The 22149-nt window shown below is 59.2% G+C and carries 19 protein-coding genes; 10 read left to right on the forward strand and 9 right to left on the reverse strand.

The genetic code is table 11. From position 1 onward, the window contains the following. Positions 1–3 precede the first annotated feature (3 nt). From H1204_RS37505 to H1204_RS37520, 4 genes are all read left to right on the forward strand, one after another. Complete coding sequence (locus tag H1204_RS37505; RefSeq protein WP_180733743.1) at positions 4–462, forward strand: carboxymuconolactone decarboxylase family protein; 459 nt, start codon at positions 4–6, stop codon at positions 460–462. Positions 463–859: 397 nt separating this feature from the next. Then, positions 860–1108 (forward strand): hypothetical protein, encoded by a 249-nt coding sequence (locus H1204_RS37510; RefSeq protein ID WP_180733744.1) that lies wholly within the window; start codon positions 860–862, stop codon positions 1106–1108. 60 nt (positions 1109–1168) lie between these two features. Beyond that, positions 1169–1924 (forward strand): SDR family oxidoreductase, encoded by a 756-nt coding sequence (locus H1204_RS37515; RefSeq protein WP_180733745.1) that lies wholly within the window; start codon positions 1169–1171, stop codon positions 1922–1924. A 33-nt stretch (positions 1925–1957) separates the two neighbouring features. Continuing rightward, positions 1958–2374, forward strand: coding sequence for a cupin domain-containing protein (locus tag H1204_RS37520; RefSeq protein ID WP_180733746.1), 417 nt, complete (start codon positions 1958–1960; stop codon positions 2372–2374). 9 nt (positions 2375–2383) lie between these two features. Here the strand turns inward: H1204_RS37520 and H1204_RS37525 are convergent, their stop codons facing one another. Further along, on the reverse strand, positions 2384–3280 hold the full coding sequence (locus H1204_RS37525) for a LysR family transcriptional regulator (protein WP_180733747.1): 897 nt from the start codon (positions 3278–3280) through the stop codon (positions 2384–2386). 152 nt (positions 3281–3432) lie between these two features. Here H1204_RS37525 and H1204_RS37530 point away from each other — a divergent pair, with 152 nt between their 5' ends. The 5 genes from H1204_RS37530 (at position 3433) to H1204_RS37555 (ending at position 10841) form a co-directional block, all read left to right on the forward strand. Continuing rightward, positions 3433–4272: an amidohydrolase family protein gene (locus H1204_RS37530; RefSeq protein WP_180733748.1), complete on the forward strand. Its 840-nt coding sequence runs from the start codon at positions 3433–3435 to the stop codon at positions 4270–4272. 29 nt (positions 4273–4301) lie between these two features. Continuing rightward, on the forward strand, positions 4302–5132 hold the full coding sequence (locus tag H1204_RS37535) for an aldo/keto reductase (protein WP_180733749.1): 831 nt from the start codon (positions 4302–4304) through the stop codon (positions 5130–5132). Positions 5133–6870: 1738 nt separating this feature from the next. Beyond that, positions 6871–7365 (forward strand): hypothetical protein, encoded by a 495-nt coding sequence (locus tag H1204_RS37545; protein ID WP_180733751.1) that lies wholly within the window; start codon positions 6871–6873, stop codon positions 7363–7365. Positions 7366–9311: 1946 nt separating this feature from the next. Beyond that, positions 9312–9728 carry a cupin domain-containing protein gene (locus H1204_RS37550; protein ID WP_180733752.1) on the forward strand — a complete coding sequence of 139 codons (417 nt, stop codon included), beginning with the start codon at positions 9312–9314 and terminating at the stop codon, positions 9726–9728. 354 nt (positions 9729–10082) lie between these two features. Then, positions 10083–10841, forward strand: coding sequence for a hypothetical protein (locus H1204_RS37555; protein WP_180733753.1), 759 nt, complete (start codon positions 10083–10085; stop codon positions 10839–10841). A gap of 1195 nt (positions 10842–12036) precedes the next feature. Here the strand turns inward: H1204_RS37555 and H1204_RS37560 are convergent. From H1204_RS37560 to H1204_RS37570, 4 genes are all read right to left on the reverse strand, one after another. Beyond that, positions 12037–12849 (reverse strand): class I SAM-dependent methyltransferase, encoded by an 813-nt coding sequence (locus H1204_RS37560; RefSeq protein WP_180733754.1) that lies wholly within the window; start codon positions 12847–12849, stop codon positions 12037–12039. A 1320-nt stretch (positions 12850–14169) separates the two neighbouring features. Further along, positions 14170–14367 (reverse strand): hypothetical protein, encoded by a 198-nt coding sequence (locus H1204_RS37565; protein WP_180733755.1) that lies wholly within the window; start codon positions 14365–14367, stop codon positions 14170–14172. 359 nt (positions 14368–14726) lie between these two features. Continuing rightward, entirely contained in the window at positions 14727–14978 is a 252-nt protein-coding gene (locus tag H1204_RS51875) for a hypothetical protein (protein WP_243468842.1), read from the reverse strand. Between the two features lie 411 nt (positions 14979–15389). After that, the gene (locus tag H1204_RS37570) at positions 15390–15947 is read right to left on the reverse strand and encodes a phasin family protein (protein WP_180733756.1); all 558 of its coding nucleotides are present in this window, start codon (positions 15945–15947) and stop codon (positions 15390–15392) included. A gap of 741 nt (positions 15948–16688) precedes the next feature. Here H1204_RS37570 and H1204_RS37575 point away from each other — a divergent pair. Next, positions 16689–16955 (forward strand): hypothetical protein, encoded by a 267-nt coding sequence (locus H1204_RS37575; protein ID WP_180733757.1) that lies wholly within the window; start codon positions 16689–16691, stop codon positions 16953–16955. 1665 nt (positions 16956–18620) lie between these two features. Here H1204_RS37575 and H1204_RS37580 read toward each other — a convergent pair. The 4 genes from H1204_RS37580 to istA form a co-directional block, all read right to left on the reverse strand. Then, entirely contained in the window at positions 18621–19400 is a 780-nt protein-coding gene (locus H1204_RS37580) for a J domain-containing protein (RefSeq protein ID WP_180733758.1), read from the reverse strand. 138 nt (positions 19401–19538) lie between these two features. Beyond that, positions 19539–19754: a hypothetical protein gene (locus H1204_RS37585; RefSeq protein ID WP_180729656.1), complete on the reverse strand. Its 216-nt coding sequence runs from the start codon at positions 19752–19754 to the stop codon at positions 19539–19541. Further along, positions 19751–20524: an IS21-like element helper ATPase IstB gene (gene istB, locus H1204_RS37590; RefSeq protein WP_180732286.1), complete on the reverse strand. Its 774-nt coding sequence runs from the start codon at positions 20522–20524 to the stop codon at positions 19751–19753. The genes H1204_RS37585 and istB overlap by 4 nt, the downstream gene beginning before the upstream one ends. Next, complete coding sequence (gene istA, locus H1204_RS37595; RefSeq protein WP_180732285.1) at positions 20511–22010, reverse strand: IS21 family transposase; 1500 nt, start codon at positions 22008–22010, stop codon at positions 20511–20513. The genes istB and istA overlap by 14 nt, the downstream gene beginning before the upstream one ends. Positions 22011–22149 lie beyond the last annotated feature (139 nt).

The following is a 22149-nucleotide window of genomic DNA, read 5'->3' on the forward strand; positions in this document are numbered from 1 at the left end:
ATCATGAATGCACCTCGTCTCGCGTGGACCACGCTCGCACCCGTCCAGTTCAAGTCGTTGTATGCCGTCAGCCAGTCGCTGGCCGAGTCGTCGCTTGGCAGCAAGCTGATCGAACTCGTGCAGTCGCGCGTGTCACAAATCAACGGCTGCGCCTACTGTCTCGACATGCATACGCGCGAACTGCGCAAGGGCGGCGAATCGTGGCAGCGTCTGAGCGTGCTGTCGGCCTGGCGCGAGACCCACTTCTTCACCGCCAAAGAGCAGGCCGCGCTGGCGTGGGCCGAATCCTTGACGTCCCTGCCTGATGGCCATGCGGATCGAGAAGTCGAATATCAGGCATTGCGCGAGCGCTTTAGCGATGGCGAAATCGTCGAATTGACGTGGGCAGTCGCCGTTATCAACGCGTGGAATCGTATGGGGATTGGCATGCATCAACCTGTCGATGCAAACCCCATCGACTGACAGCGCGATAGCGAGGCATAGCGAGGCATATCGATGCAAAGCGGCGAGCGTGACATGTATTCAAACGCAGTACGCCGCCTTACAAATTGATTTTCCATTTTGCTGAAGAACGTCTATGTTTTTATGGTGCGCTTTCGTTACGCGCGCGGGCTTACCGGCCCTCTGACGATTCTTCAGGTGCATCTGCCACCTCGAACGCCACCCGCGGTGTTTGCCGCGTCCCGTTCTCCATAAACCACGCAGCAGGCCAGGCGCGCAGCCGTGCAACGGCTCGTTCCGGCCGCGTGGGGAATCGCGAGCAGTGCCTGTCTAGCACTGCTTGTCGCTGCATCGGCTGTGACGAAGCCAACGCAGCTGCAGGTTCCAAAACCTGATGTCGTATTGAAGGAGTCAAATCATGAAGACACGATTCATCCTTTCGGCAGCGTGCGCCGTTGCGCTCTCTCTGACGGGCGTGGCGCACGCTCAAGGCATGCCGGCCCAACAGAATGCGCAACCGGCTGCAACCACGACCACGTCCAGCACCACCGACTACGGCGGCGTATCCGGGACCACTATGGCGATGGGCAATCCAGCCCACCCAGCATGGACACAGCCCGCCAGCTGCGGCCATCTGGCGCGGTGCAACCCGGATTCGGGCCACTGAACGAGCGGTTGAGTTCGAACGGTTGAAAGTCCTGCAACGATCGACGATGGAGGGTGACTCATGAAGATCGTTATCATTGGCGGCACGGGCCTGATCGGCTCGAAGACGGCCGCTATTCTGCGTCAGGCGGGTCACGATGTCGTCGCCGCTTCGCCCCGAAGCGGCGTCAACACCATCACAGGTGAAGGGCTCAAAGCGTGCCTGACAGGCGCGCAGGTAGTCATCGACCTGTCTAATTCGCCTTCATTCGAAGACAAGGCGGTGCTGGAATTTTTCGAAACATCCGCCCGCAACCTTCGCACGGCCGAGGCGGAAGCGGGCGTCCGGCACCATGTCGCGCTGTCCATCGTCGGAACCGATCGCACGCCCGAGAACGGCTACTTTCGCGCGAAGGTCGCGCAGGAGAAGCTGATCGAGTCTTCCGGTGTTCCCTACACGATCGTCCGCTCGACCCAGTTCCTCGAATTCCTTGGCGGCATCGCCGATTCAGGCATGCAAGGGAACGCTGTCCGGCTCTCGCCAGGCATGTTCCAGCCTATCGCGGCCGATGACGTCGCCGCGATCGTCGCGGATGTCGCGCTCGCCGCGCCGCGCAACGGCATCATCGATATTGCGGGACCGGAGCGCGCGCCGTTCGACGAAATCGTCGCCCGATATCTGAAAGCGGCCGGCGATCCGCGCGAAGTCGTGCGCGACCCCGAGGCCCGTTACTTCGGCGGCCTGGTCGGAGATCTTTCGCTCGTGCCGCTCGGCGAGGCGCGCCTTGGCAAGATCGGTTTCGACGAATGGTTTCGCCGCTCGCAGAGCAAAGCCTGATTGCGCATCCTTCAAACTAACAACAGGTGTGACATGAAACGTATCTTCTGTTCGCTGCTCATCGCGAGCTTGCCATTTAGCAGCGTGCTTGCGCAGATACCAAAAGAAAAGAGCGCCAAGGTGACGCTCGTCTATCAGCACGAACTGCCGAACGTTCCGGGCAAGAGCATCAAGGGCGTGCTGGTCGAGTATGGTCCGGGCGGCTATTCGGCCGGTCATACGCACGCGAAGTCCGCGTTTATCTATGCGACCGTGCTCGAGGGTGCGATCCGCAGTCAGGTCAATGATGGACCTGTGACGGTCTACAAGGCCGGGCAGAACTTTTCCGAACTGCCCGGCGACCGCCATGGCGTCAGCGCGAATGCGAGCAAGACGAAGCCGGCGAAGCTTCTCGCCGTCTTCGTGGTCGATACGAACGAGACGGAACTCACGACACCATTCGGGAATTGAGTTCGAGGCTCAACGGGCGCGTCTGCCGAGTTCGTCTGCGCGCCGGCAGACGGCTTGCATCAGCACGGTCGCGCTGCGCGACGGTGGGGAGAACTTTGAATAGACGAACGTCGATACCATCTCCAGATCCTCGACGAGCTGACGCACGATGCAGTCGCTATCGCCCGCCGCGAACTCGTCGACGATCGCCAGTCCGAGTCCGCCGCGCACGAGTGCGAGCGCCTGATCGGCGCGCGTGACGTCGACCACGGATGTCAGTTCGACATTGGCCTGCTGGCATGCGCGCACGATGATCGTGCCGAACGGGATGTCGCGCCGGAAAAGAATCATCGGCTCTTGCTCCAGGTCTGCGAGCGCGATCCGTTCGCGGGCGGCGAGCGGATGGCCCGGCGGCAACGCGCACACCATTCGCCCGCGCATGAACGGCACGGCCTCCAGATGTTCATGCTCGATTGGCAGCGACGTGATTGCGACGTCGACGGACTTGCTCAGCAATTCGAGTGGCAAGTCGGCCATTAGCGTGGTATGCCAGTCGACGCTGAGCCCCGGCAACTGCCGCTTCAGTTCGACGATGGCGGGCGCGACGACGCCAGGCGCAAGCGAAGGGCTGCACGCGACGCGCAACAGGCTGGCCGGGCCAAGCGCGAGCGCCCGCGCGAACTCATCGACGCGCAACGCCGATTGATAAACCTGCTCGACCTCGCGATACAGCGCCTGCGCTTCGGCCGTCGGAATGAGCCGGCCCTTCGCGCGCTCGAACAGCCGCAGTCCGAGCGTCGTCTCGGTGTGCGCGACCAGTTTGCTGACGGCGGGCTGCGAGACGTACAGCATCTTCGCCGCCGCGTTGATCGAACCCGTCAGCATCACCGCGCGGAACACTTCCATCTGTCGCAGCTTGAAACGCATCGTTGTTCCGTATCCGTGCAGAGATTAACCAAAGGTTATAGGGTAGCCTAAACACGGCATACGACAGCGGCCCGGCAACCGATTAGTATTGCCGGGCCGCGATTTGCGCTGCTGCGCGCAGCACACACGATGGCCTGCATAGGGAACCTGAGATGAGCGTATTCGACGAAGACAAGATCGACTGCCACTGCCATATCTTCGATCCCGTTCGCTTCCCCTACCGGAACGACACCGCGTATCGGCCGGCACAGCAGGAGATCGGCACGGCCGCGCAGTTCGTTCACGTGATGGACGCGTATGGTGTGCGGCATGCGCTGCTGGTCGGGCCTACGAGCGGCTACCGGACCGATAACCGTTGCCTGCTCGACGCATTGGATACGTACCAGGAACGCTTTCGCGGCATCGCGGTGGTCGATAACGATATCGGCCGAGACGAGCTTGTTGCGCTGCGTCGCGCGGGCGTGGTTGGGGTCGCATTCAACCCGGCGATGGAAGGCGTCGAACTCGTACGCGATGCAGGTGCGCTGTTTGCACTGCTGGCTGACCTCGGGATGTTTGCGCAGATTCAGGTGTACGGCGATCAACTGGTCGCGCTGGCGCCGTGGCTCGCGCAGCAGGAAGCGCAGATTCTGATTGACCACGGCGGGCGGCCCGATATCGAAGCGGGCGTCGCTCAACCGGGCTTCCAGGCGCTCCTGCGGCTTGCGGATTCCGCGCGCGCAAGCGTCAAGCTGTCGGGCTGGCAAAAGTACTCGCGCAACGCGCATCCCTATGAGGACGCGTGGCCCTACGCGCACGCGCTGCTTGGCGCCTTCGGCCCGCAACGCTGCGTGTGGGGTTCGGACTGGCCGTTCCTGCGCGCGCCGGAACGGCTCGACTATGGGCCGCTGCTGACGCTGTTTGAGCAGATTGTTCCCGACGCGGAAACCCGGCATCAGATTCAGTGGGAAACGCCGCGACGCCTTTTCGGCTTCGACGCTCAACGATCTTGACACCCGTATCAATGATGGAGAAACAACGCTTGGAACACATCGTCAATCGACACGGCCTCGACATGCCGAAGCTCGGTCTCGGCACCTGGCCGATGGTCGGCGAAGACTGCACCCGCGCAGTCGTTCAGGCTATCGAACTCGGCTATCGACATATCGACACGGCAGCTGGCTACGGGAACGAAGATGCCGTCGGCGCCGCGCTCGCTGCGTCGCCGGTGCCGCGCGAGCAGATCCACGTGACCAGCAAGGTCTGGTGGGATCAGCTCGAACCGCAGGCGCTGCGCGCGTCATGCGAGCGTTCGTTGCGAGACTTGCGCAGCGAGTACGTGGATCTGTTCCTGATTCATTGGCCCACGCAGGAGATGGATCTGCGCCGCTCGATCGATGCGCTCGTCGGGCTGAAGGAGCGCGGGCTTGCGCGGGCGATCGGTGTTGCCAACTTCCCGTTGCCGCTGTTGCGTGAGGCGGTCGAGACGATCGGCGCGCCGCTCGCGGCGATACAGGTCGAGTATCACGTGACGCTCGGTCAGTCGAAGCTGCTGGATTTCGCGCGGCAGCACGAGATGGCGCTGACGGCGTATAGCCCGCTTGTGCGTAATCGTGTGTCGGAGATTCCTGCGATCGTTGATGTTGCGCGCAAGCATGGTGTGCTGCCGACGCAGGTCGCTCTGGCCTGGCTGCTTGAGCAGTCGAATGTTGCTGCTGTGCCGAAGGCGAGTGGCGCGGCGAATCAGACTTCGAACTTGGCGTCGCTTGATGTGCGACTTGACGATGAAGACCGCGCGGTCATTGCTGCGTTGCCGAAGGGCGAGCGGCTCGTGAGTCCTGTGTTTGCGCCGCAATGGGATGAGGTGGTGTGATTTGATTTTTGCTGCGCAAGCGGTCCGTTTTGGTATGCCTTTGCGCTGGCGTTTTGCATTCGTGACGCGGACGGCTTGGTTGTGTTTGGTTGTTCTAACCGAGCTTTATGAGTTGCCTCATCTAACCAACAATCAACGGTACTGGGTTGCAGGACTCATGCGCGAACTTGATGAAATTCGGGAGCACATTGCAATGGGCGCCATGGCGTAGCTTTCTTTTAACGTAAGGATGAGGTAGCCGTTTTCCTTGCTTCCGACAATCGTTTCTTCCGCTCATTGTCATGGGACTTGTTTTTTCGTAAGCCGGCTTTCATCAGCTTCTTCTAGAAGTCATTGCGAGCCTTCTCGACGGGCGCGGATTGCAACCGTGTCCGCTCGCGCTCCCCGACAATGCGGCGCTGCCGACGGACGATGCCCTGTCGCTGACCAGGGTCGTTAGCCCGCTAACCCTCGTAAAGCCCCAATAGTATGTCGACAGAGCCTTGCCCGCTCTATCTCTCAGGGCTAACAAGCTAACTGAGGGCAACCTCAGGTTGAGCTCCAGCGGCAAAATCACGCGGGCACCAACGCCAGAGATGCCTGTCGCCAACTCTTCAGGGAAGATAGTCACTCCCTGCGAATCGCTCTCAAGCAAGGTTTTCATTGCCGCGACGGACGAGGTCTCCACGACGGGCTCCGGAGCTATCGCGTCTTGCCGAATGAAAATCTCTTCGATTGCGCTACGCGATGGAGTGGGACGAGGGGGAAGGAACCAGTGAGCATCCGCAAGGTCACCGAGTGCGACTCTCCGCCGTGCGGCGAGATTCATGCGTCAAACCGCAACGAAAGCGGCACGCTGCGTGTAAAGAATCTCCTGTTGCAACTCGCGGAGTGTTCGTGCGATATACGGCCGATAACGCAATCTAGCGCGCCCCCTCAGCATCTCGACCCGATATTCCGTGTGCCGGTCCTGCACCGCGTAGCGATAGTGATATCCCTGTTTTCGTAAAGCGTACATCGCGTTCGTCAGCAAGGAATAGGAGATGAACTGGATGACGCCGACCCGAAACACACCTGGTATCCACGTTGAACTGCTGTGACTTCGTAGCCAGCTTGCGAAGGTCTTCAAGAAATGTTGCCCCGCTTGGATAAAGATTTGGGACCTGACGCATGCGAAGCGTAGGTAGGGCAGGTGAATACATCTACCGTGACTGCAAAAACGGTATATACGGTTTCATGGTAACAGTGCAAGTAAGCACACACACGGCTTGGTCCACACTGCTGCTGGTATGGCAGTGGGCACTGCCCCCATTGGTCGAAGGAATATCGGGATACGGTTTTTTGGGAGGACGTCTTGGATAGCCGCACACAAAGACCGCTCAAAGGTCTACTTTTCCGGACACCCGCAACACGTTTGTGCGGCCCATGCCATAAGGCTGCGTGCATCGGTTCGGGATTCTCATGTCGGCTTTTATCAGAGTTGTGTCTTGGTAGTCCGTACTCACAGCGTCGACTGGTGAAATTGCAGACTCTCATTGACGCGGCATCTTCGTGCGAGCACACGTTGTGCCTGTTCATACGACGAAAGTCCGTCCTGCAATGACAAGTTTTTGGCGGCTACTGGCGACCCTGTAGCCTCTCATTGCCAAGGGTACTTCGCTAAAATTCAGATGGCGACAGTTGATATCGGAATACCGCGAGTTTCGTGGCTTTTCGCTGAGCCTACTGTCATTTTTTAGACAAATGGCGCCGACGCTCGATGCAACCCGACCTGGTAACTTCATTTGCACGCGACAGAGGTGAAACTCTGGTGCGCCTTGATTCGGTTCCGAGGCCGGCGCCTGTCTCGACTGACCCATCTGTCATTGCCGACGAAGGTCGAGCCATGCTTGTCTACCGCATTGCACCGTCCGAGCCTCACCGATATAACTCTCTCGCTCGAAATGAAGCGCCGTTTTGTCTCGTGCGTTTCGACGCCGCTGTGTTCCAAAGCCTCGGGCCACCCAACAATGAAGAGGTGAGCCGACATGTCCTGCATGCAAAGGGCTTATGCTGTAGCGGCGCCTATGAGGTCCTTTATTCGACTCTTGTTGCCGAGTGGTGGCCGAATGCTCCTCGTGCGATTGCCCTTCGCCATTTCATCATTACCTTCGAAGACAGTAGTTTCGAATGCGTCGCGAGCGACTGTCGACTCGCCGGCATCTATAGAGCAGCCGACATTGCCTGCCGGGAGGCGTTTCACCAACTGCGCTGATTGATGGAGCGCTACGCGCTGCACTCAAACCCGCTAAAAAGAGTCACATCCACTTGATGGCTTGACGTCTAAACGAAGTCCTCGTCCAGAAGAGAGGAAGATAAAGACATCTGTAGCGAATCGACCTTATACCTCCCACTCGGTTCTGCATATTAGATGCTGTCACTGTCAAAATATTGGCGCCCCTCTGGGTAGGAGCGTCGCATCGCCTTGTAATCACAGTAATGTCTAACCCGTGGTTGTCGACCCAAGCGCGTGCCCACGCGACGCCAGCCAATTGTGCTTCCTCTTCAAGTCGAAAGTACCTAGAACGCCGACGATTCCGACCAGCCCGGCTACACGGATTCACACCGTGCGGTTCGGCCTCCAGGCAAACGTGACGAGTGGAACCCTCATTGATTCAACGCAGCAGATGGGCGTCATTCCCATCTCTGATGGGCCGACTGGGGTGATGTACGATTCGCAGAGCAATGTCGTCACAATCGCGCGTTGAAGCGCCAGGGCGCGCAGCGTCAGGCATCGAGCACGCAGACCGTCTCACCTGGTACCGTCCAGGCCGCGCCCCGGCGCCTGGTTATATGCCGAGACTCCTCCGGCATACGAGGCGCCAAGCAACTTGTTTCAGATTCCAAGCGAAGCTGCGCAAGCACGGGACGACAGCAGATAAATCGGTGGCCTTTGGCCAGATATCCGGTCTCGCTTCAACACACTTTCGGCGATGTTTTACGTGCGTCGTTGGTATCGAATGCTGACCAGAGGCATGCCGAGTGCGGTTGCATCTATCCTTTGGAGCCGGACTGTCGTACCCGGCAAGTGCCAGACTGCGAGGTCGTTGGAAGTTGACTGCTGTTCCGCGCGGCCATAGGCCGCGGCAAGAAGCATGAGCCATGATTCGAAGCAGCCGACAGGATTCTGGTCAAGCGGTATAACTATTATTTCGTTCAACAGGGCGTCGCATCCGAAAAAGAAGTGAGCGGTACATTCCCAGGCTCCGACCGTGATTTTAGAAATGGCGAAGGACGCGAGGCTTTTGGGCCTTCTATGGCGCATCGGCGCATGTAATCGCGTTTCCTCTCCTGGAAACATCGCCAGGACGTCCCGGTCAGTCATCCACCAGCTAACTGGCGCGCAGTTACCAATTCTGACACATCGCGCAGCTTCTTGATTTGAATTCATAGTCCCCCCAATTGCGGCAGCAGTGCTACTGCGCTCATATTCGGGCCTCGACCTGTGTCGTTTCCCCTTTTCTTCAGGAAAGAATGCCCAATATCGCGGTCACCGTATGTGACACCCTGCACACAAATCCGTGTCTGTCGCTCGCGCCGTCGTAAAACTGTCAGAACGCCACATCCCGCGGCGCTTCCATCCTTGGGGGAAGGGCATGCTTGTCGACCGTTTCCTGCCAGGCACTGCGAGACAACCTATGTTGCATAGACAACAGACGTCTTCGAGAGATGGTTCTGGTAGTCCGTATCCATGCAAGCCCAAACCCGTGAGGCAGCGCGAGGTAAAGCGAATTGTTCTCATTTTTCAGTGGGGCCAGTGGCGCAGCGTCCCAGCGCATCGACTGACAGCTCGTCGTCTAAGTTGAGGCGAGGTGGATGATTTGCACGAAGGTGAACAGGCAAACTGCGATTCGTGCGGCGAACCGGTTGCGCTCGAATTGAATGGCGGCGTGCGACGGGTGCCCGCCGGGCAGTGGGGAGTCAGCCACGGTCGCACGTCAAACGAACTGGCGCCGCATTGACGCATCGGGTCGGAGCCGCCAAACTCGCGCGCCTCGGCGAGTCCCGCTACGCGGACGCAAAGCCCTCCAGTTCGTCGAGCATCTGGGTACCGCATGTGGTCCGGAGACTGGAGCGTCCGCCCTTCAGGACGGGGCTGACGTCGCCTATAGTGATTAGCATGGCTTGAGGGATAGGTGGGTTGATTACCGGAGGTGCGAAATGGAAGTCTCACCCAAGGCGAAAGTGTGCCGTGTCGTTCGCGGTGGCGCCAGCTACACGTCCCAACAGGGCTCCGTGCACGCCCCCGGTATCAGCAAGGAGACGGTGGGCTCCGAGGTCCTCTACCTCGGCGCGGTGTCCGTCCCGCCCGGAGGCAGAACCAGGGCCCATATCCACGAACGCCATGACACCGCGCATTACATGCTAAGCGGCGACGAAATCGAGTTCTATACGGGGGAAGAACTTGAAGACCGGCAAGTGGCGCACCCTGGCGATTACATCTTCACCCCTGCGAGCGTTCCCCATGTCGCCGTTAACCGCAGTCCGACCTCCGCCGTCTTCGTCGTAGCCCGCAATGAGCCGACGGCGAAGGAAAGCGTGGTCATGCGTCCGGAACTCGATGCCACAGTGCCTTGAGGGGAGGTCTTGACGCGAGCGAGGGAAGCCCGAAGTGGGTGCGCGTGTCGCGCCCTGGCGACGCTGAAACTGAATTTGATTTTGATGTGACGAATACGGCCAGATTAAACAAGACGTCGTAAACTTTCCTTCAGGGCGTACAGCTACTACAACTAACGTAACGCGTTCAATATGGTGTTGTCGACGTCAATTTCAGCAGATTTTTGCTCAATCATCTGAGAGCACCTTAAATCAAAGAATGGCGCAGCGTTGCTATCCATTCTCCTCGAAGGTTTGAATTAGACCGAGCCAGCTTTGCTTCGCATCGATGGTCGAACATCGCGAATGCGAAGGCCAAATTGAAGGAGATAACAAATGGACCGTCACGGGATACATTGGCGCCTCGGGCTCACCTCTCTCATCATCGGCATGGTCCTGGTGTCCATTAGCAGGACCGCATGCGCGCAAAGCCAGAATCCGGAAGTGGTGCCACCGCAGCAAGTCGTTGAAGGGATGACATACGGCCAGTGGTCTGCAGCTTGGTGGGGATGGATGCTGGCGCTTCCCTTCGGGAACAACTTGCCCAACCCGACGTTTTACTCCACCGGACAGCACTGCAGCGCTAATCAATCTGGACCGGTCTGGTTCCTGGCGGAACCGGCTCTTGGCACACCGAGCGATGGCGTCGTTGAGCAATGTAAAGTGCCCACCGGTCGTTATATTATGGTGCCTTTGCTTACCGCTGAGTGCTCGAACCTCGAACCGTCGCCTCAATTCATCCCGAGTCCATGCACCGACGATACAAGCTGTAGGGTTTGCGCCAAGACCCTGGCGAACATGATAATTCCGAGCAGTTTGAAAGCGTCGGTAGACGGCGTACCGGTGAGCGCATTGACGCGAACGCCAAGCCCCTTCCGGGTGCAGTCGCCTCTGTTCTTTTTCAATATTCCAGAGAGAAACTGGTTTACTGCCGAAACCGATAGCACGCGCGCTGGTATGGGGTATTCGGTTAGTGACGGATATTGGCTGATGATAAAGCCGCTTTCTCCGGGACTACATACAGTCCATGTTGAAGGGGCCGTTCCCGGCTTCCTGGAGGACGTGACATATCAAATCTCTGTTGGTGGACCCTAACCCCATGGAATTACGGATACAACCGTCGGCGGATAGAGTTGACGTTCGGTTCCGCGTCTGGTGCCGCAAATCTCTTGATGTCTGTTGGCCAGGATTACGCAGCCCTCTCGACGATAGTCACAGGTGGGCAGGCGATGGGCAGTCTTCAAATATGTAGTGGCGTGGGCGAATACGCAGAATTGGCTCGCGGAGTAGTGGCGTTCAATGTAGTACAACCGCCTTGAACAACATGAGCGACGACGGCATTTAAAGGAGGCGAATCGTGAAAGCCATTCTGGGTCGTGTCAATCGCCCTCCCGTGCTTGCCCCGGGGATGTTCGCGGCGCTACTGTTGGCCGGGAACGCTGCCGAATGCGCATGCCCGGAGTACGTCTCACTGCCCTCAGGCACTGTCTTCAATATCGCCGCTCTGATTAGAGACGCTGGGTCTCCGGATGGTGCTCTCAGAAAGGCACGAAGTGCGGTTGCACAAGTAAGTGCACACGGTGGTTGTCCCCAGTCAGAGGAACTGGCTGTATGTGAGGAAACGTTGGCGGTCGCGAGGAAAGCCATCGTGGCGTTGGAAGCGTGCGTCTCGTCAGACTCACTATCGGAGTCGCTGCGAAAGAAGGAGCGTGCTGCTGTGAAATAGACCAGTCCTGGCGTTGCTGCGCTGAGCCACCATTGTGGGTTGGAACGACGGATGGAGTAGCGACAGGTTGACCGCGGTGCCGGCAAGGAGCCGGAGTGCGTCGAGACAAGATTTCCTGCAATTATTTTGATGCCGCCATTGGATAAGGTGCCTGCTGAAATGACGACATGGGCCTCACGGCAGGGATGGGCGTCGGCGCCCTAAGACGTCCTATCCCCCGTTTGCCGGCGTCGACGAAGCCGAATCCCTGGTGGCTGCCGAACCATACGCACCTGCACTGTCGCAGCCTCCACAACTCGTGACCAACAGCGTGACCGCGAGGGCGACCAATGATGTGCCCGTCGCTTTCAGGAGTCGTCGCCCGCAGTGAGCCGACGGTGCAGGAAAGCGTGGTCGTGCGTCCAAAACCCGATGCCAGAGTGCCTTGAGAGGAGGTTGTGACGCGAGTGAGGGACGCCCGAAATGCGCGCGACAAGCGCGTCCAGGCCGACCGGCAGCGAACGCCGCACCGCGAGCGACCATTCGAATTCGGGCGACGGCCGCGGTCTTCCGGGCAGATAACCCCTAGCGCTTTCGCGCAGAAGCAAGCACGGCGGGCATCGGCACCCGAACCTCGTCGTCGACCCGGTACGGGGCCGCGCTTTCCGAGACCGCCTTCTCAATCAGTGCCAGGGCCTCGGGTGTTTGCGCATTCAGAATGGCGGCCACCCTCACGCAGCCGCGCATCAGCGCGTGGAGGGGTGTCTCTGGCGCGCGGATAGACCAGGTCTGAGGCACCTCCTGGCCCCTGGGCTCTGCAAAGCCCGCTTCGAGCAGCACGCGCGAGCACTCGCCCCAGTCGCTGAACCGAAAAAACGGCGGGCCTTCCGGCAGGGCGACGTCCGTTTCGCCATGCGCCTCAATGGCTTTGAGCACCATGTCTAACCCGACTGCCTGGTCGCGGCTCGCCCAGACGGTGAAGGCAATCCGGCCGCCTGGCCGCAGGACGCGAAATGCCTCTGCAAGTGCGGTCTCGGGGCGGGCGAAATGGTGCATCCCGAAATTGCTGCCAACCGCGTCGAAGCTCCTGTCGGCGAACGGCAGGTCTTCTGCACTGCCCACCTTGAAGGTGACCCCTGGGTTAAGGCGTGCCGCTAGTTCGACCATGGCCGGTGCGAAGTCAATGCCAACGACATTGGCACCGCGCACCGCGGCCGCAGCTGCAAGATAGCCGGGTCCGGACGCGACGTCGAGGAAGCGAATGCCCTTGCGCACATCCAGTGCGGCGAGCAGCGCATCAGTCGCCTGTGTCGTCAAATCGGCGTAGTACCAGTGATACGACCGGGCCAGCTGTTCCCAGCCCTGGCGCTCAAATGCGCTGAATGCGTCTTCCTTCAAAGTTGGCATCTCCCTCACACCTCGCTATGGCGCCTTGCTCGTCGTCGAGTATGCGGGCAAAGAAAGCGTCAGCATGTTCGTCAGGCAACTCCAGCACTGACACCGTATGGACACCTGAAGTGTTTGGCACCGTACCGAGCTCCAGCCGGCGCCGACCGCATTATCGTCTGGCCCCTCCGGTCACAGGGCCAACCGCCCCTCGACATCCATGCCGGATGGCCAATGTGGCAAAGTGGCCGGTGCGGGAAAGGTCCCTGTTGCGCCTACGCAGTGCTGCTCTTCCAGAATAGGACTGCAGGAGTGGTGTTTCCATGCCTTCGAAACTCCGACGTCGCGACGATGTGGTGATGTCCGTAGCGCGTTCTGGCGAACCGCGGGATAACCACCGAGCCGAAGTTATCGTTGCTTACGTGTGAAGAGTTGTGCAGCGGGAAAGTGGATGAGCCTGTGGATAATCTTCGGCAATGAGCACGCGCATTTGACTCGCATGAAGAGAGACATGCGCAGCAAGGGTCGCGTTTCGCGACTCGCTCTGCCGGCGTGAACCCGCCAAAGCGCCGACAGGTGGCTGCACGGGACTCATGGTATCAAGGCGCAATATGTATGAAGAGTTGTGCACCGAAAAGGTGGATAAGCCTGTGGATAATCGTACGGGCAATTGGCCCAAGCCCATGATTCGTATGAAGAGAAACATGCGCAGCAAAAGTTAAGCAACAGGCTTCTACAGTCAGACGTAATCGCTGGGCGCTGTGTTCGCTGCAGGGCAAGTCCGTGGTTGAGCTTCCGGTCGGGTGACAGCAGACGCCGCGTTCGGTAGCGGATTAGTAGCGGTGAAATAACGTGAACTATCGCAAACGTCCACGCGGATGGTTAATGGCCTATCGAAAGCGGCACAGTTTGTCGTCGCGCCAGAGCCGCGGCAGGAAAACGGGAACGCCACGTTGGAAGTAAAGCAGGGACCGAAAGGTAAGCAGGTGTCCAGCGCCAGCGGCATCGCCAGAGCTTCCGTGGGCATCGGCACTGTCATCGACCAGAAGAATGCAAGACCCGAACCTTGATTTCCACGGTAGCGTTGAACAGTATCGGTACGTGGATGATGGCTGTTTCTGCTGCTATCTGAGACGATGTGAGTGAGTAAAGCCTTGTTGCGACACGCCGCGCGTTTCGTGAGACGGCTATGCCCATAAAAAGACTTCCATCCAATTTGATGGCTTTGATGTCTCAATGAAGTCTTCGAAAGGCGAAGAAGTTAAAGACATCTGTAGAGAATGGCTCTTATATTGGACGGCATGATTCGTTTTAGGCAGCGGTCGCTTTATCTCACAACTGTCCCGGTCCGCGCGCAATCTCGACCGGGTGTTGGTCGTGGTACGCGTTGAACAACAGTAAGCATAACTGAGCAATGGAAGCAAGGTCCACGGCCTGTCCTGCGTGCTCGACCTCGCCTGTGTTGAGTACGTCATCGAGAATCGGAGCGAGACGGCGCAGTTGCCGGAACGTCGTGACGTCTAGTTTCATGTTAAACCTCCCGTGGCCACGCGATAGAGCGCCCCTGAACTGACCGACTCCAAGGCTCGGCTTACGCTCGACAAGCCACCCAAGTTGATTGGGTCGCGATTCGGGGCGACGTCTCCGGCAACCGCTCGCTGACGGATGCAACAAGACGTAGAGGCGTAAGGTGCAACGCGATATCACGTTCACGCTTACGGACGCTGCTTCCTCTGTGACTGGCGCACAAGTAATCCTCGTGGCGTTTAACGGGCAAGATTACTGACGATGGCTTTGGTACGCGCGTCTGTTGCTTCCTCTTGCGAGTCAGGCCCGTCCACCGGAATTGCTAACAAAATGCGGATGTATGGAGCTCGAACTTTGGCGTCTCACGCCGCAACGGGTTCCGCGGTCGACTTCCGCCTGTCGACGGCAGGCGGAAACACGTGCCAGGTGCCGTCATCGTGCCGAAAGAAGAACAGCACGCGCACACCGACAGATGATGACGTCTCGACGCAGACATAACGTGTCCGGCCCCAGCGTGTCCGACCGAATTCGGTCACGTGAACAAGTGAAGTGGAAGCCGGCGCAAGCCATTTTTCCACCTGATACCGAAGTGACCAGTGATTTGCGTTCTTCATATTCAGTTCCAGCAAGTCCGAGGCCCACGCGGTAGACCTGGTTCAGGCCATCACCGAAGGCGGATAATTTCCGTGCGGGCACCTGACTTCTTCGGTTGACATCGACGAAGGTCCAGCAAGACGCTCCGCGTCGACACGTCGCAGTCGAGTCACGAACTCGAGAAGGCGTCGGCCTAGTCGCGGATTCCCGCTGTCATCCCTTTAACGTCGTCCACGACCGCGAAGATGGCCACAAGCTTGTGAGTTCTGAAACCGGATATTTCGGCAAGGGCGGACCCCAAAACGTGCCACGCTGAGGCCGGCAGCGTCGTCGCGACGTCCGCGGCGCACAGGTAGTCGCCAGAAAAGAACACTCGAAAAAAGAGCGGGCTCGCCTTAAACATCTGAAGGCCATGGCCGACGCCAGCAGGGCTACTCCTTCTCAACGGCTTCGGCTTGTTCAATGCCCCGCCTGGTCGAGCGGGTCGCAGTGTCAGGCGCGGCGCTGACGTTGCTTTCAACAATCTGCCCCGCCTGCCTTGTGGTCTTCCGGGCAGTTTCAAACGTCGCACTGGTAGTGTCGATGGCGGTCTTCCATGCGGACACGGCGGCCTCGCTTCCAGCGGGCGCGTACTTCGCGAGGTTTTCAACGAACGCTTGCCAGTCGTGCTGGTGTCGTTTGAACTGCGTTTCAAAAGTCTCGGTGAAATCGGCCAGGGTGCTGGACATGATTTCGTACACATGCTGCCAGTACGACTGCGCTTTTTCTACTGCAGGTTGCGCCGCCAGCGAAAGCAACTCCTGCGGGTTTTTGGACAATAACGCCCTGGCTGCGACTTCCTGATGTTCAGCGAGGATTGTTTTGAATGCCCGCAGGTTCAGACTGGCGAGCTTTTCAATGCTCACGAAAGCTTTGCTCAGGATACCGAACATTGCTTCAAGGCTGGCTTTCTGCGCGGCGATGGATTGCTCGAGGTCGAGACTGCTCATCACAAACTCCATATGCGAAATGTCCAGAAGTCCGCTGAACGGAATATCGAACGGCGAGCCGCGAGTAGGAAGCGTTGTTGCGATGCAGCGAAATCCCATTCTAGAGGTCGGAGTGAAAATGTCAATCGCTTGTTGCGCTCAAGTGTTATGCGTGGTGTGTGAGCATCCCCGACAGGCCCGCCGACATTGAAGTACAGGCGTCATCCAGGGAAACCCCGGTTGCAAGGCAGTGTGCCGATAGGAACCCCTGACGAACTTTTGCTCAGGAGTGTGCGATGCAGCAATAATTGACGAATTTGGTTGGCCGGAACCGGTTCGAAAAGCTGAGGAATTGGACGCCAGGGCGCATTGTCTCTGTGAGCGGGCTATTTGTCGCCGTCAGCCCGGGGCAGTGAAGGAGCGCCTTGCCCTCGCAATACACTTAATAGTCCCAGGTTGGGAGCAACTCATGCCGTTTGCATGCGACGTACTACCTATTCAACTTCTGCATGGTGGCACTCAGGCGGCCGCCCTGATGGCAAAATGGTCCAATGCCTGCAGCTTGCGACCTTGTTACCGGGACATCGATTCCGTTTTCGATGTGAGTGGGCAGAGAAATTGCCAAATTCTCGTTCTAATCATGAAGCTATCGTTAGCTTTCGTTAACGGCAGATTGCATCGAAACTCTCAATTGTGTACGTTTAAGCAAGAGGCGCTAAGCGTCCCGCGGGGAACGAGGATTAACAGATTCCGGGGGCGAAGATGAATCCAGTTGTCGAGCGTGACATCATGCATATCGGCCGGGTTATGCGTGCGACCGTGGTCCAATGTGCGCCGGAAATGATGCTTGTTGAATATTGGCGCAACCGGCTGAACGAACGCCTTGAAACGCCGTGTCTGACGGAACATCAACGTAATACGTTGCTTGAGTTCGTGCACGAACTCAATGAAATTGAGCGACAAACAAATAGAAAAAATGCGCGGCGGATTAGTCGTCGTGAGGCACATGAAGAGGTCGAATGGTTATAGGCTAGAGCCGCTAGCGCTTCGTACAGAGTCATTTGTGCGCTCGCTGTACGGCAGTGATTGGCTCGTTTTGTGGTGGTGAGGCTCTGCCTGTTAGGCCTGCGCGGCAGGACATCTTGTTTTTAGCGACGATGACAACGCCATGCCCCAACCCCTGAATCTGGACCTTCGAGCGAGAGCCGAACTCCTCACCTATCTGGTTGCCTCTCAACTTCTCGCAAAGTCTGTTAGTGGTCGTTGCCTCACAATCGCAAACGTCTCGAAACGGAGCGAATCTGGCTGGGGCCGCAAATGGAGGCGGCACTGACTGGCTTGAGCGGATATCTATCTCAAGTTGGTCGCAGACGCTTGCTCAACGTGTGACGTGAACTTCCCGGTGGTGCTCTTTGCCGAGTCAGCCGCAACCATGTTTTCTGAGAATCCCCGACTCGACTTCCGCGCACCGTTTGTGCGAGCGTTCCATTACATGTGCGTGGACCACCTCCTCGAGACGGGCTGGTTCAAGAACGAAAGACTCCCTCAGGCGACGGCGAAGCAATGCGAGACAGGTCATTCAAACTATGGCCAGCATCTCGGGTTGACCGCTTGCCTGCAGTAGACAAGAGGGCAATGTGCCGTTCGTGTGCCGGTGGACCATCGGACGAGCCACGAATACCGCGCCCGTCCGGTCCAATTCATCCACGTCCACGGGTTCGCTATCAGCCACAATCCGATAGGCGGTCCAAGTGGCTCGGATGAGGCTCGATGACTTCAAGGTAAATGACGACCGCTACGGGTATCCAGTCGGTGATGTCCTGAAGAACTTCGCCATTGGTGTCTCGCGCCAGCTTCCTCGAACGGCGAATGAAATACAGGCATCGCACGAGGTTGTTGCGAGCGTCGGACGGGGCAGAGTTACCTCGGCCTGGCAACCTGTCTACATGAATACTTTCCAGTGACTTCGAACGTCGTCTAAGCTTTCCGGAAGGGGCATCAACGTTGTCGCTTTATGCCCATGGTGCGCGCGTGAGGGGGCGTCGAAGTGGGGCAGAAGAGAATTGTTTTGAGGTGGTTCGCGCCTCCAACCCGAGTGGTCTGCCGGTGCAGCGTTAGCCGGTACTCGCTCTAGCTGATTGGCGGTTGTCGATGGAGCAAATTCTTGTCTCCCGCGCCAGCGCAATTGAACGCCTTCTCGAGAGAAGGCAGGACCTGATGTCCGAAGTTGAATACAATCCGTCCCTTGCGCACGCTATTGTGGACGTTGAGCGGCTTTTGCTTGACGTCAGAGCCGGCCGACTGAATGTGTTTCAGTTCACTGACAGCATGGGACAGATATCTCGTATTTATATCCTTTAGTCTGTGGAGTAACCTCGGGAACCAAGGCTGTTGATGATACGTCTCGCAATGCACGTCGATGGACAGCGCTAGTACAGGGACTGCACAAACTCGATTTGATGTCAGTCGCCGAGCTCGCACAGCTATCGAACGTTAGCCTCGGTTATGTCGTGCGGCTGCTGCTGCGCAGGCATGTCTTACGGCCTGTGTACGTCATCGGTGGTCGTGCGCAAAAAGGTGAGGCGTAGGCACGTACCACCTAGTCGCAATGAATTCGCGGAACAGCCAGGTTGCCACCGCGTTGCAGGTGGCGCCCGAGTGAGCATGCCATTCCCTGTTTGCAGCAAACGGCGTTCAACTGCGCGCGGCCGCCGCCTCGAACATTGATTTGAGGATTTCCTTGTGTTCCTTCGTAAGCTTGCGTGCGCCCTCCGGCAGGTCCAGAACCACACGCAGCTTCAGGTCACCGCATTCGCCAGTCCTCGGGTGCTTCAAGCCTTCCCCGGCCACAGTGATAAGCCGTCCTGCACGTGTTCCCGCTGGAATCGCCGCCCTGACCGTGCGACCAAAGATTTCGCATTGCGCGGTGCCGCCGAGCAGTGCAGTTACGAAGTCGACCGTGATGTTGGCTGTGAGCGTGAGGCCTGAGAGCTTATAGAGCTTATGCGGCTTAACGCTAAAGGTGACAAGCAAGTCGCCGCGCGGACCGCCATGCGGGCTCGGCTCGCCCGTGCCGCGTACCCGCAGTGTCGCATTCGATGGCGTGCCGGCGCGCACTTTGATGGAGAGCGTCTGCTTCTGCTTCGTCATGCCTGTGCCGCGACAGAGGTAGCACTTCGGCCGGACCAGTACACCGGCGCCGCCACACTTTCGGCACACAGAGCCCGCTTCAGTGTAGCCTCTGCCTCCGCACCGGTCGCACCCCGAGTAGCCGTCGAGCCGGCCGTGACCGGCGCATGCGGCGCAGGTCGCGAGGCCGTTAAGCCTCACTTCGATTTCGCCACCCAATACGAGGGTCTCCAACGGTACGGAAACTTTCGCCTTCAGGTCCTTGCCACGCTCAGGAGCCGCACGATAGGCGTCAAACGGGTCGACATTTGACCGGAACGGCTCCTGCGTGCCAAAACCGTTCATATTGGGCGTCTGCCTGAGCCGCGTCGCGTCATGTTAGCGCCGGTGTAAAAGCGACGCTAAACGACGGCGCAAGGCTGAGCGGTTCACTCAAGTACAAAGGGGCCGCGCGGGCCCCTTTCGTTGTATGCGCAGCGTTGATCAGAACGGCGGGTCGTGCTCGTTGAACGGCGGCTCGCGTTGCCGGCGATCTTGGCGCAGGACCTGCTGCATGTCGGACAGATAGCGTGCGCAGATCACTTCACGCAGGTCGTCGAGCAGTTCAAACACGGCGAGCGCCTGTTCGGGCGTCCAGTCCGCGGGGACGATGAAGCTTAAGCCGCGGGTGCGGCCGGAAGGCAGCGGCGGGGCTTTCATGAGGACTCGCCTCCTTTGGCGGATTTACCGGGACTGCGCTGGCGGGCGCGTTTGTCGGCCCGTTCACGCGCTTCCTTCAAGCGATACGATTCGCCTTCGATCGGGATGACCTCGGCGTGATGCACGAGGCGATCGACGAGCGACACGACACAGGCGGCGTTCGGGAACACCTCGTGCCATTCGGCAAACGGTCGATTCGATGTAACGATGGTGCTGTTGTTCTGGTATCTCCGGCTGATCAGCTCGAACAGCAGATCGGCGTGGCGATTCGAGTACGAGAGGTAGCCGACCTCGTCGATTACAAGGACGTCGGGCGCAGCATAGCGATGCAGGCGCCGGCGCAGCGTTGAATCGCTATCGAGCGCAGCGAGTTCGCCCAGCATATTGCCGGCGGTGGTGAACAGCACCGTGTGTCCATGCACGAGTGCCTGATGCGCGACGTTCTTCGCCAGTGTCGACTTGCCCACGCCGTTTGGGCCGATGAGCACGACGTTCGCGGCGTCCTTCAGGAACCCGAGTGTCATCAGATCTTCGATGGCGCCGCGATCACACCGCGACGGCCAACTCCAGTCGAAGTCGCACAACGCCTTGAAGCCACCCAGATGCGCATCCTTGATGCGCCGCTCGAGTGATCGGCGCGCCCGTTCGTCTTCCTCCCACTGCACCAGCGGCGCGACCCACGGTTCATGCGCAACCTCGGGCCAGTGGGCAAGCAGCCCGTGCAAACGTAATTCCTGCGCACGCATACGTAATGATTCAAGCGAGCTCATCGGGACCTCCAGCAAGTTGATCGTAGGTATCGAGCCGGTGGGGTTGAACCGGCGCGTCCTTCTGGCGCACGTGCGGCGGTAGGCACACGGCCAGCGGCGGGGGTAATTGACGCGCTTCGCGACGGCGCTCCAGCGCCAGGCGCACGGCATTCGGGTGGGGCACACCGCTTTCGAGCGCATCGCCGATCGCGGCCTGCAATTGCGCGGCGCCGTAGCGATCGAGCATGCGCAGCAGCGCTGCCGTGATGGTGCCCAGGTTCGCACCGCGTTCGGCCGCGCCGCGCAGCAGATCCTGACTGGCGGGGGCGGCCCTGGCCAGGCGATCCATGCCACGATGATGGCGAGCCTCGCGTTTGACGCCGACGAGTGTCTTGATGTGAACCGGCTCTTCGATTTGCGCGCCGCGGTCGTAGCTGCGATCGTGACGCGCAATGACATCGGCACCGTCCAGCACGCGTACCTGCTCGAGATCGGCGCGTACCGTGAGCGTGCGCCGCACGTGCGTGTGCGGGATCGAGTAGTCGTTTAGATCGAAGCGTACATAGGGCGTCTTCCCGACCTTGACGGCGAGCGTTTCCTCAACAGGATACGGGTTCTTCGGTAGCGCAAGCAGCATCGGCTGCTCCTGGGCAAACGCCTGGCGCACACTGATCGCTCGATCCTCCGGGCACGGGCGATCGGCTGCCTGCGTGCGGCACCAGTGCTCGGCTTGCGCATTCAGATCGTCCAGATCGGTGAACTGCCTGGCCGCGAAGAACGCGTCGCGGACATGACGAATTGCACGCTCGACGCGGCCCTTCTCGTTGCCGCGCGCAATCGCCACCGGTCTCGGTTCGAAGCGATAGTGCGCGGCGAAGGCGAGCAGCGTCGGGTGGAAACGAATGGCGTCCCCCTGGCGTTCGAGCACGGCGCTCTTGAGGTTATCGTAGAGGATGACCCTGCCGAGCCCGCCCCAGCGGGTGAAGGCGCCGATATGACCGCGCAGGAAGTTCTCCATGCGCGCGTCGAGGAAGAAGCGCAGATACAGGTCGCGCGAGTACGAGAGCACCATCACGAAGGCCATCAAGGGCCGGCGCGCGCGGCCAATTTGCAGGTGGCCGAAGTGCCCCCAGTCGCATTGCATCTGTTCGCCGGGCAAGGTGCGCAACCGCAGATACGCTTCGGCAGCCGGGCGTGGCCGATGCAGCGAGATCAGATGCCGGAAGTGCGTGGGGCCACCTTGATAGCCGCGCTCGCGCACCATGCCGTACAGGCGGCTGGCGGTAAGCGTTGGGTACTTCTCGAGCGTCTGGCGAATGAACGGCAGGTACGGCTCGATCATCGAAGAGCGCGGCGCCGGACCGTGGCGCGGTAGGCCAGCCTGTGCGAGCACACGTTTGACAGTCCCGCGATGCACGTGCAGTTGCTGCGCGATCGTGCCGCAGCGCCACTTCTCGACGTGGTAGAGCCGCAGGATATGGGCTTCGAGTTCAGCGTCAATCGTCACCGTCAGAGCCTCCTCGGAATCGGTAGATGCAATGAGGAGCTCGACGGCGCAACGGGCCAAGGCGCACGAACGGCGAACAGGCACAGCCGCATAGGTGGCAATGCTTCGTCGCCGGTACCGAGGTTGTGACGCGACGATG

It is taken from the genome of Paraburkholderia sp. PGU19, from assembly GCF_013426915.1.
GTDB lineage: Bacteria > Pseudomonadota > Gammaproteobacteria > Burkholderiales > Burkholderiaceae > Paraburkholderia.

Coding starts and splice junctions, on each gene's coding strand:
- H1204_RS37505 (WP_180733743.1), top strand. CDS start 4: ATGAATGCACCTCGTCTCGCGTGGACCACGCTCGCACCCGTCCAGTTC.
- H1204_RS37510 (WP_180733744.1), top strand. CDS start 860: ATGAAGACACGATTCATCCTTTCGGCAGCGTGCGCCGTTGCGCTCTCT.
- H1204_RS37515 (WP_180733745.1), top strand. CDS start 1,169: ATGAAGATCGTTATCATTGGCGGCACGGGCCTGATCGGCTCGAAGACG.
- H1204_RS37520 (WP_180733746.1), top strand. CDS start 1,958: ATGAAACGTATCTTCTGTTCGCTGCTCATCGCGAGCTTGCCATTTAGC.
- H1204_RS37525 (WP_180733747.1), bottom strand. CDS start 3,280: ATGCGTTTCAAGCTGCGACAGATGGAAGTGTTCCGCGCGGTGATGCTG.
- H1204_RS37530 (WP_180733748.1), top strand. CDS start 3,433: ATGAGCGTATTCGACGAAGACAAGATCGACTGCCACTGCCATATCTTC.
- H1204_RS37545 (WP_180733751.1), top strand. CDS start 6,871: ATGCAACCCGACCTGGTAACTTCATTTGCACGCGACAGAGGTGAAACT.
- H1204_RS37550 (WP_180733752.1), top strand. CDS start 9,312: ATGGAAGTCTCACCCAAGGCGAAAGTGTGCCGTGTCGTTCGCGGTGGC.
- H1204_RS37555 (WP_180733753.1), top strand. CDS start 10,083: ATGGACCGTCACGGGATACATTGGCGCCTCGGGCTCACCTCTCTCATC.
- H1204_RS37565 (WP_180733755.1), bottom strand. CDS start 14,367: ATGAAACTAGACGTCACGACGTTCCGGCAACTGCGCCGTCTCGCTCCG.
- H1204_RS51875 (WP_243468842.1), bottom strand. CDS start 14,978: ATGAAGAACGCAAATCACTGGTCACTTCGGTATCAGGTGGAAAAATGG.
- H1204_RS37570 (WP_180733756.1), bottom strand. CDS start 15,947: ATGAGCAGTCTCGACCTCGAGCAATCCATCGCCGCGCAGAAAGCCAGC.
- H1204_RS37575 (WP_180733757.1), top strand. CDS start 16,689: ATGAATCCAGTTGTCGAGCGTGACATCATGCATATCGGCCGGGTTATG.
- H1204_RS37580 (WP_180733758.1), bottom strand. CDS start 19,400: ATGAACGGTTTTGGCACGCAGGAGCCGTTCCGGTCAAATGTCGACCCG.
- H1204_RS37585 (WP_180729656.1), bottom strand. CDS start 19,754: ATGAAAGCCCCGCCGCTGCCTTCCGGCCGCACCCGCGGCTTAAGCTTC.
- istB (WP_180732286.1), bottom strand. CDS start 20,524: ATGAGCTCGCTTGAATCATTACGTATGCGTGCGCAGGAATTACGTTTG.